The sequence below is a fragment of the Isoptericola sp. NPDC055063 genome (genome assembly GCF_053608125.1).
This window is the reverse complement of the sequence record NZ_JBSGUW010000004.1, coordinates 329,224-338,335: the sequence shown is the minus strand read 5'-3', so window position 1 is coordinate 338,335 and position 9,112 is coordinate 329,224. Positions and strand designations below refer to the sequence as shown.

At 78.0% G+C, this 9,112-nt stretch carries 3 protein-coding genes; all 3 read right to left on the bottom strand.

The genetic code is table 11. From position 1 onward, the window contains the following. Positions 1 to 105 precede the first annotated feature (105 nt). Genes recD through recC form a run of 3 tightly spaced genes read right to left on the bottom strand, consistent with a single transcriptional unit; the run spans position 106 to position 9,028 of the window. Positions 106 to 2,091 (bottom strand): exodeoxyribonuclease V subunit alpha, encoded by a 1,986-nt coding sequence (recD, locus tag ACWF41_RS07240; RefSeq protein ID WP_380319432.1) that lies wholly within the window; start codon positions 2,089 to 2,091, stop codon positions 106 to 108. Further along, positions 2,088 to 5,573, bottom strand: a complete 3,486-nt coding sequence (locus ACWF41_RS07235) for a UvrD-helicase domain-containing protein (protein ID WP_380319435.1) — start codon at positions 5,571 to 5,573, stop codon at positions 2,088 to 2,090. The genes recD and ACWF41_RS07235 overlap by 4 nt, the downstream gene beginning before the upstream one ends. After that, a complete protein-coding gene (recC, locus tag ACWF41_RS07230; protein ID WP_380319438.1) occupies positions 5,570 to 9,028 on the bottom strand; it encodes an exodeoxyribonuclease V subunit gamma in 3,459 nt (1,152 codons plus the stop codon). The genes ACWF41_RS07235 and recC overlap by 4 nt, the downstream gene beginning before the upstream one ends. Positions 9,029 to 9,112 lie beyond the last annotated feature (84 nt).

Below are 9,112 nucleotides of genomic sequence, written 5' to 3'. Positions count from 1 at the left end.
TCCGTACCGGGGGCAACCCTGCGGGGTGGGCTTTCTTTTTTGTTGGGGGGTGGTTTTTTGCCCTTCATGGGGGCCAGGTCCGCCCCCACCCCCCCGCCCACAACGTCAGGGGAGGGGGTCGCGGAGGCCGCTCGCGCGACGGACCGGGTGGGCGACGGCGGCGCGCACGGCGTCCGCGGTGCCCACGACCCGCACGAACTCCTGTGCGCGCGTGACCGCCGTGTACAGCAGCTCGCGGGTGAGCAGGGGCGACGTGGGCGGCGGCAGCACCAGCGACACGCGACGGAACTGGCTGCCCTGGGCCCGGTGCACGGTCATCGCGTGCACGGTCTCGACCGGCGGCAGCCGGTGGGTGCGCACGCGCAGCGGGTCGCGCGGGTCGCCGAACGCGGCCACGACCGCGACCGTGCCGTCCTGGGTGCGTGCCGGGTCGCGGTCCGCGACGAGCACGCCCGTGTCGCCGTTGTAGAGGCCCACGTCGGCGTCGTTGGTCGTGACCAGCAGCGGCCGGCCCACCACCCACGGCGTCCCGGGGGCGGCGGGCGGCGCGCCGTCGGCCGTCGCCTCCTCGACCCACGCCTCCACCTGCGCCGCCCAGCGGGCCACGCCGACCGGCCCGCGGCGGTGCGCGACCATGACGCGGTGCGCGGACAGGGCCTCCAGGGCGCCCGCCGCGTCGCCCGCCCGCGCGGCGGCCACGAGCCGTCGGCCGGCGTCGACCGCGTCGTCGTGCAGGCCCGCCACGGCGTGCTCGTCGAGACGCTCCGTGTCGGCCTCGACCAGCTCGACTCCGCCGGCGCCCGTGCGCAGGACGTCGAGCACGGCGTCGGCGTCGCCCTCGCGGATCGCCGCGGCGAGCGGCAGGATCGCCGAGTCCGAGCCCTGGCGGTGCACGGTCACGAGCCGCACGACGCCGTTGGCGAGGCGGTCGCGCTCGGCCTCGGAGGGGGGCTCGGAGGGGTTCTCGGCGGCGTCCACGGGAGCGGCGGTCGTGAGGTGCTCGGCCAGCGACGTCACCACCGGCGGCCGCGCGACGAGGTCGCCCAGCACGGCGCCGGCCTCGACGGACGCGAGCTGGTCCGGGTCGCCGACGAGCACCAGCCGGGCGTCGGGGCGCAACGCCTCGAGCAGCCGTGCCATGAGCGACAGCGGCACCATCGACGTCTCGTCCACCACGACGACGTCGTGCGGCAGGTGGTGGCCCGCGTGGTGGCGGAACCGGGTGGCGCTGCGGTACCCCAGCAGCCGGTGCACGGTGGTCGCGTCGGGGCGGCCGGTGCGCTCGCGGTCCTCGGGCGGGAGGGCGCCGACGACGTCGCGCACCGCCTCCTGCAGCCGCGCGGCGGCCTTGCCCGTCGGCGCGGCGAGCGCGACGCGGAGGCCGGGCCCGTCGACGTCCTGCAGGACGGCGAGCAGCCGCGCGACGGTGGTCGTCTTGCCGGTGCCCGGCCCGCCCGTGAGCACCGTGAGCCGGCGGCCGGCGGCGTGCGCGGCAGCGAGGCGTTGACGGACGTCGGCCGCCGCGGGGAACAGCCGCGCGAGCGTGCCGTCCAGGCGGTCGGCGCCCTCGGAGACCAGGGGCGGCGCCTGGAGGCGGGCGTCGACCAGCCGCCGCACGGTGAGCTCGTCGCGCCAGTAGCGGTCGAGGTACAGGCGGCCGCCGACCCAGCGGGCGGGCCGGTCCACGGGCTCTCCCGCGCCGACGGTCACCGCGGGGCTCGCCTCGATCGCCCGCACCCACGCGGCGTGCTCCGGCCACGGCGGGGGAGCCGCGGTCGCCGTCCCGTCGGCGGGGGCGTCGGCGCGGTCCGCGTCCTCGGGCAGCGCGAGCGCCGCCAGCTCGTCCGGGTCGTCGAGGCGTACGCACACGGACCCGCCGCGCAGGGCGCGCACGGCGAGGGCGACGGCGAGCAGCACCGTGGCGTCCTCCTCGCCCGTGAGCCGGCCCAGCCGGGTCGCGACGTGCACGTCCGTGGCCGCGACGAGGCCCGCGGCGTTGAACTCGCGCAACAGACCGGGGGCCGCGGCGGCGACGCGGACGTCGCCGGTGGCGTCGGCCGGGCCGCCGGGCAGGGTGGCGGTGTCGGTCATGCGTCGCCTCCGTCGAGCAGCGCGGACAGGGCGGGCACGAGGCCGCGCGGCGGCACCCAGGACACGACGCCGTAGGGAGCGCCGTCGGGCCCGGTGGGGGTGCCGGGGCCGCACATGCCGCGCACGAACAGGTAGAGCCCGCCGCCGAGGTGCACGTCCGGGTCGTAGCCGGGCAGCCGCCAGGCCAGGTACCGGTGCAGCGCCACGAGGTAGAGCACCAGCTGCAGCGGGTAGTGGGCGTGCAGCATGGCCTCGACCGTCGCCTCGGGGCGGTAGTCGTAGGCGGTGAGCGGGGCGTCGAAGGCGCCGAGGCGGTTCGTCTTGTAGTCGACGACCAGGAACCGCGGGGCGCCGTCGTCGCCCGGGACGCGCAGCACCGCGTCGATCGACCCGGTGAGGTAGCCGCGCAGGGGCCGTGCACCCGGGTCGGCCGCCGCGAGCTCCGCCAGCGCTGCGGGGTAGGCGGCGAACGCGTCGTCCGGGCCGAGGTAGCGGCCCAGGAGCGCGGCGATCTCGGAGAGCGTCGCGCCCTCCGCCGCTGCCCCGCCCGCGGCTCCGCCGTCGAGCGCACCCGCATCTCCGTCTCCGCCGGCGAGCGGCAGCTCGAACTCGAGCTCGGCCAGCCGGTCGCGCGGCGCCACGTCCGCGAGGGTGCGTCCGCCCGCGAGCGGGCCCAGGGGGGTGCGCGCGACGACGCCGAGCGCGGCGGCGAGCTCCGCCGGGTCGGCGCCGGGCACGCGCGTCGTCGCGGCGGCGGCACAGCGGGCGAGCAGCTCGGCGTCCAGGTCGCGCGCGGCGGTGTCCGCGTACTCCAGGACCTCGTGCACCAGGGTGCCGAACCCCGTCCCGGCGGGCAGCCCCGACATCGGGGAGGGGAGGTCCGCTCCCGGGGCCGCGACGTCTCCCGGCGTCGCGGGCCCGCCCGGGCGGACGGCCGTGGGCGCGGCCTCGGCCGGCTCGTCCCGCACCCCACCGCCCTCCGGCTCGGACTCCACGCCGCCGGTCGCGGCACCGGCCGGCGCCCCGGGCGCCGCGGGGGACAGCCCGGCGGGTCGCCCGGTGTGCGCCGCCGCGGTGAGCGCGGAGTACGACGCGCGCCGCCACGTCGCGTCCGGCACCCGGTCGAGATGCGCGACGGCGAGCGAAGGCTCGTCCTGGGCCGGTGGGCGCCAGCGCTCGACGGACGGGGTGGCCGGCACGTCCTCGACGGCGATCGTGCCGCCCGAGCGCGCCGCGAGGGCGTCGAGGGCAGCGCGGACCGTCTCGTCCGCCTGCGACTGTCGGGGGTACTCGGCCGCGGGCGCCCCGTCCAGGCCGCGCGCCCCGAAGAGGACCCGGGTCAGCGCGCCGCGGGACGAGTTCTTGTACGTCGGTGCCCAGTGCGCCACCACCTGGTAGCGGGCGCGCGTCAGCGCGACGTACAGCAGCCGCAGCTCCTCGTCCCGGTCCTCGACGAGGTACCGCTCTTTGGCCTCCTTGTACCCGGGCGAGCCGGGGCCGCCCACGTGGAGCACCCGGGTGCCGTCGTCGGCGTGGAAGCTCAGGACGTCGGGGTCGTCCCGCTCGTACCGGTTCCACGCGAACGGCACGTACACGACGCCGAACTCGAGCCCCTTGCTGGCGTGCACCGTGACGACCTGCACGGCGGCAGCGTCGGTTTCGAGGCGGCGGCTCCGCTCGTCGTCGATGTCGGTCTCCGCGTCCCGGATGCGGCGCCGGAGCCAGCCGGTGAGCGACGACGGGCCGAGGCCCTCGACCACCGACGCGGTGTGCAGCACCTGGCCCACGTGCCGCAGGTCGGTGAGCTCCCGCTCCCCGGTGCTCCACCGCAGGAGGCGCTCCGCCAGGCCCTCGCGGGTGATCGCCTCGTGCAGAGCCGCGACGCCGCGCGTGGACAGCAGGCGGGACCAGCGCCGCACGTCGTCCGCCAGGCGGTCGTGCTCGGCGTCGTCGGCGGCGGCGAGGTGCGCGGCGTCCCACCCGACGAACGGGGTGAGGGCGAGTGCCGCCGCCCGTCCGTGGTGGCCGGGCTGCTCGAGGGCGGTGAGCAGGGTGAGCCAGTCGCGGGCCGACGCCGTGGTGAACACGCTGCGCTTCCCGGAGACCACCGCCGGCACGCCGAGGCCGTCCAGCGCATCGCGGACCGCCTGCGCCTGACCGTTCGTGCGGACCAGCACCGCCACGTCGCGCGGTTCGAGCGGCCGCCAGGAGTCGCCGTCGCGGACCTGGTCGGTGCCGAGCCGGGCGACGATGTCGGCGGCGGTGTCGGCGGTCACCAGGGCGCGGGCGTCGCCCGCCGGCAGCCCGTTGCTGCGGCCCCGGGTGAGGCGGCGGAGGCGGAGGGGCGCGCCCCCGCGCGAGCGCGGGTCGGCGTGCGCGGACGCGACCGCCCGGACGACGATCCGCCCGTCCCCCAGGGCCGTGCCCTCCAGGACCGTCCCGAGGGCGTGGAGCAGCGGGCCGTCGGAACGCCAGTTCGTCCCCAGGGTGGCGAACGTCGACGCCTCCTCCCGCGCCTCCAGGTAGGCGACGACGTCGGCCCCGCGGAAGGCGTAGATCGCCTGCTTGGGGTCGCCGATGAGGACCATGTCGCGGTGCCCGTGGAACGCCGTCCGCAGGATCTCCCACTGCACGGGGTCGGTGTCCTGGAACTCGTCGACCATCACGACGCGGTACCGCGACCGCACCCTGGCGGCCGCCGTCGCGCCGTGCACCGGGTCGACCAGGGTGTCCCGCAGGAGCGTGAGCTGGTCGTCGTAGTCCATGAGCTGCTGGGCCCGCTTGCGGCGCAGCACCTCGTCCCGCGTGGCCTGCGCGACGTCCCGGCGCAGCGTGCCCACGGACGACGGGGGCGCCCCGCCGGGCTCGGCCGGCTCGATCGTGACGCCCTGCTTGCTCACCGCCTCGTGCCCCACGGCGCGGGCCAGGGCGGGGGTGAGCGCGGCCCGCTCGGCGTCCGCGAACCGTCGCACGTAGAGGTCGTCGACGACCTCCCGCTCGAGGTCGGCGATGTCGTTGACGAACGTCGCCGCGGGGTCGACGTCGGCGGCGATGCCGAGGTACTTCAGCGTCGCGTCGCAGAACCCGTGCGTCGTCGTGATGGTGGCGCTGTCCAGCTGGGACAGGGCCGACGTGAGGCGGTACCTCCGCCGCTCCAGCTCCTCGGGGTCGACGTCGGCGAGCAGGGCCACCACGGGGTCGGGGTGGGACGCCGGGTCCGGCCCGTGCAGCGCGCGCTGGGTGGCGACGAGGCGCTCGCGGACGCGGTCGCGCAGCTCCGACGTCGCGTCGTGACCGAACGTGACGAGCAGGAGCTCGCGCAGCTCCGCCCGCCCCTCGGCGACGTAGCGGGCGGCGAGCGCCGCGATCGTGAACGTCTTGCCGGTCCCCGCGCTCGCCTCCAGCACGGTGGTGCCCTGGGGGAGGTCGCCGGTCACGTCGAAGATCGGGACGTCCGTGGTGGACGCCGACGGCGCGGTCATACCGTTCCCTCCTGCTCGCGGGCCAGCAGCGGCCCCCACACGCGGGCCGCGAGCGCCCCGAGGCGGGTGGTCTCGTCGGGGGCGACGCGCCGGTCGTCGTCGGTGGGGGTGCCCGCGAAGTCGTCGAGGCCGGCACCCTCCCCCCAGCAGCGGACGTAGTACGGGTCGGCGCGGTCGAACCCGTCGGCCCAGGCCTTCCGGGCGCGGCCGAGGGCGTCGGACGGCGACTGTCGGCCGCGGCGGGCGGTCGCGTAGGCGTGCGCGACGTCGGGGGGCAGCGGCAGCGGGGCCCGGAACGCCTCCCGCCGCAGTGCGACGAGGTCGTCGAGCAGGCGCGCGGCGTCGTCGCGCGGGGGTGCGTCGATCCGGCTCCACGCGGCCTGCGGGACGCGACCGGGCGCGCGACCCGTCGTCGCGGTGTGCCACCACGCGTCCGGGGTGGGGGCCTCCGGGGGCTCGCCGGACGCCGCGAGCGCGAGGACCTGCACCCAGGAGCGGAGGCGGTGCTTGGGGGCCAGCCGCGAGTACTCCGCGCGCACGACCCGGGCGCCCCGGACGCCGGGCACCGTCCCGGTCACGAGGGTGCCCGACGGCAGCGTGACCGCGAGGTCGACGGCGCGCGCCGCGGGCCCGCCGGAGGTCGTGCGCTCGGCCATGGCGCGGACCGGGGCGACGCGGTCGACGACCCGGTCGAGGGCCACCCGTCCGAGGACGCGCGGGGGCGCCTGGCCGCGGCGCCACTCGGCGTCCCGGGCCTGCCGCGGGTCGACCCCGGCGAGGGTGGCGGTCAGGATGCGGTCGCCGGCGCCCCACTGGGCCAGAGGGTCCATCTCGAGCGGGAGCCGGTCGTCGACGTCGTCCTCGTCGCGCACGAGCGCGGCGCCGAGGACGGTGCGCACGAACCAGCTCGCGGGGTGCTCGAGGAGGCGGACGAGGTCGTCGACGTCGACGGGCTCCGGGGTGCCGGCCTCGTCCCGGGCGACGAGCGGCTCCGTGATGAGGAGGCCGGGTGCGGTGCGCGGGCTCCGGCCCGCGAGGGCGGCCTCGTACGCGGCCTGGTCGAAGCTGAACGGCCCAGGGGTGCCGAGCGCGCCGGCCTCGAAGTTGCGCTCGCCCACCACCTGCAGCGGGTGCCGCACGACGACCTGCCGCCGCACCGGTCCGCCGTCCGCGGCGGTGCCGACCCGGTCGAGGGCGTCGAGCAGCTCGGCGACGGGCACGGCGGGCGGCCGGTCGGCGCCGGTGCGCTCGTCGGCGCCGGAGTGCAGCACGACCAGGTGCTCGCGCGCGGCCGTGAGGGCGTCGAGGAAGATCTGCCGGTCCTCGCTGCGGCGGTCGCGCTCGCCCAGGCACGCGCCGCGCGCGAGCAGGTCGTCGCCGTCGGGCGTGGCCTTCCGGGGGAACGCGCCGTCCTCCATGCCGAGCAGACACACCACCCGGTGCGGGACGGCGCGCATCGGCTCCAGCGAGCACACGGTGAGCGCGCCGGTGCGGAAGCCGGCGCGCGTGGGGCGGCCGGCGAGCCGGTCGGCGAGCAGGGCGCGCACGTCCTCGAGCCGGAGTCCGCCGCCAGCCGTCGCTGCGGGCCGCCCGGTCCCGGCCGCCCGCACGTCCCCGAGCACCCGGCGGGCCTGCACGGACTGCCAGCCGTCGTCGGGCGCGGGGTCGGTGAGGAGGGTGACGGCCCGGTCCAGCGTGTCGAGCCAGTGCTCCAGCGGGTGGGTGCCGTCGAGGTCGGCGAGCAGCCCGGTCAGCCGCGTGACCAGCTCGGCGAACCGGCCCGCGACGTCCACGTCGGTGGAGCCGACGTCGTCCAGCGGCAGCGCCGGGCCCACGAACCGCGAGTCCTCCTCGGCCATGGCCACGCCGAGCAGCACCCGGTCGAGCGCGGCGTCCCAGGTGCCCTGGCGCACGCGCGGGTCGATGCCGAAGCGGGCCCGCCGGGTGCCGTCCTCGCCCCAGCGCACGCCCACCTCGACGGCCCAGGTGCGCCAGCGGTCGAGGTCGTCGTCGGACAGCCGGAAGCGGCGCCGCACGGGCTCCGTCGCGGCGAGGTCGAGCACTTCGGAGGCGGTGACGCGGCCGTCCGCCAGGCGCAGCAGCGTGGCCAGCACGCCGAGCACCGGGTTGACGACGCCCGGCCCGCGGTCGGCCAGGCTGACCCGCAGCCGCTGCCCCGGGTGCACCTGCGCGACGCCGTCGGGTGCCGCGCCGAACGTCGCGGTGACCAGCGGCGCGAACGCCTCCACGTCCGGGCACATGACGATGACGTCGCGCGGCTCGAGCGTCGGGTCGGCGGCGAACAGGCCGGTGAGCACCTCGCGCAGCACCTCCACCTGGCGTGCGCGCCCGTGGCAGGCGTGCACCTGGACGCTGCGGTCGGCGGGGTCGACGGGGTGGGGCGCGACGTCCGGGTCGTCCGCGCGCAGCGCACCCTGCAGCGCGCCGAGCAGCGTGGCGGGTGGCGGCGGTGCGGCGTGGTGCGACACCCGGACCTGGGGGGCGTCGCCCGGATCAAGGACCTCGGACAGGCGCAGCTGCAGCTCGACGGAGTCGCGCGCGGTGGACGCGAGCAGCGGGTGCCGGGCGGCGGGCGGCACGTCGTCCCGGCGCGGGCCGGTGACGGCGCCCCCGGAAGCGAGCGCCCCGACCGCCTCCCACAGCGCGGGGGAGGGGTGCGGAAGCCACAGGTGCACGTCGCGGTGCAGGGCGAGCGCGCGCAGCACGCGCCGCTGGTCCTCCGGCAGGCGGGTGGGGCCGAAGACCGAGATCCGGGCGGGCAGGTCGACGGCACCCGGGTCCGCGCGCAGCGCGGCGACCGCCTCGGCCAGCACCTCCGCCGGGCCGGGCGCGTCCACCCGCTCGCGTACCCGCCGCCACAGCCGGGGCTGCCAGGCCAGGTCGGCGGGGACGGGCGCGCCCGCGCCGTCGTCGTCCGCGCCGTCGTCGTCGGCCCCGTCGAGCCAGCGCGCCAGCAGGTCCGGGCGCTGCTGCGCGTACGCGGAGAACAGGTCGGCGACGCGCTGCGCCAGGGCGAGCCGGCGCGAGGGGCGCGCTCCGTCGCCCGCCTCCCCGACGTACCGCGCGAGCGGGGCCGCCCACGCCTCGTCCAGCGACGCGTCGATCGTCTCCAGCACCGGCCACACGAGCCGGGCGCGGCGCCACGGGTCGTCGTCGTGCTCGACGCCCGTCACTGCCGTCACCGCGGACGCCACCAGGCGCGACGGATGAGCGAAGTCCACGTTGGCGCAGATGCCTCGTCCGACCGGGCCGGCACCCGACGGGCCGTCGACCCCCAGTAGGTGCGACAGCCGCTGCGCCAGCCACCGTTCGATGCCGCGCGTGGGCACGGCGACGACGTCGGGCGTGAACGGGTCGTCCGGCGGCGCGGCGAGCACGTCGGCGAGGGGAGCGACCAGCGCGTCGGAGCGCTCGGACCGGTGGACGTGCAGCACGTCGGCCAGGTTACGGGTCCGTGCCGACACGGCGACCCGGTGATCCACAGGCGCCGCCTTCGGCGCTCGCCGGCGCCGTGCCAC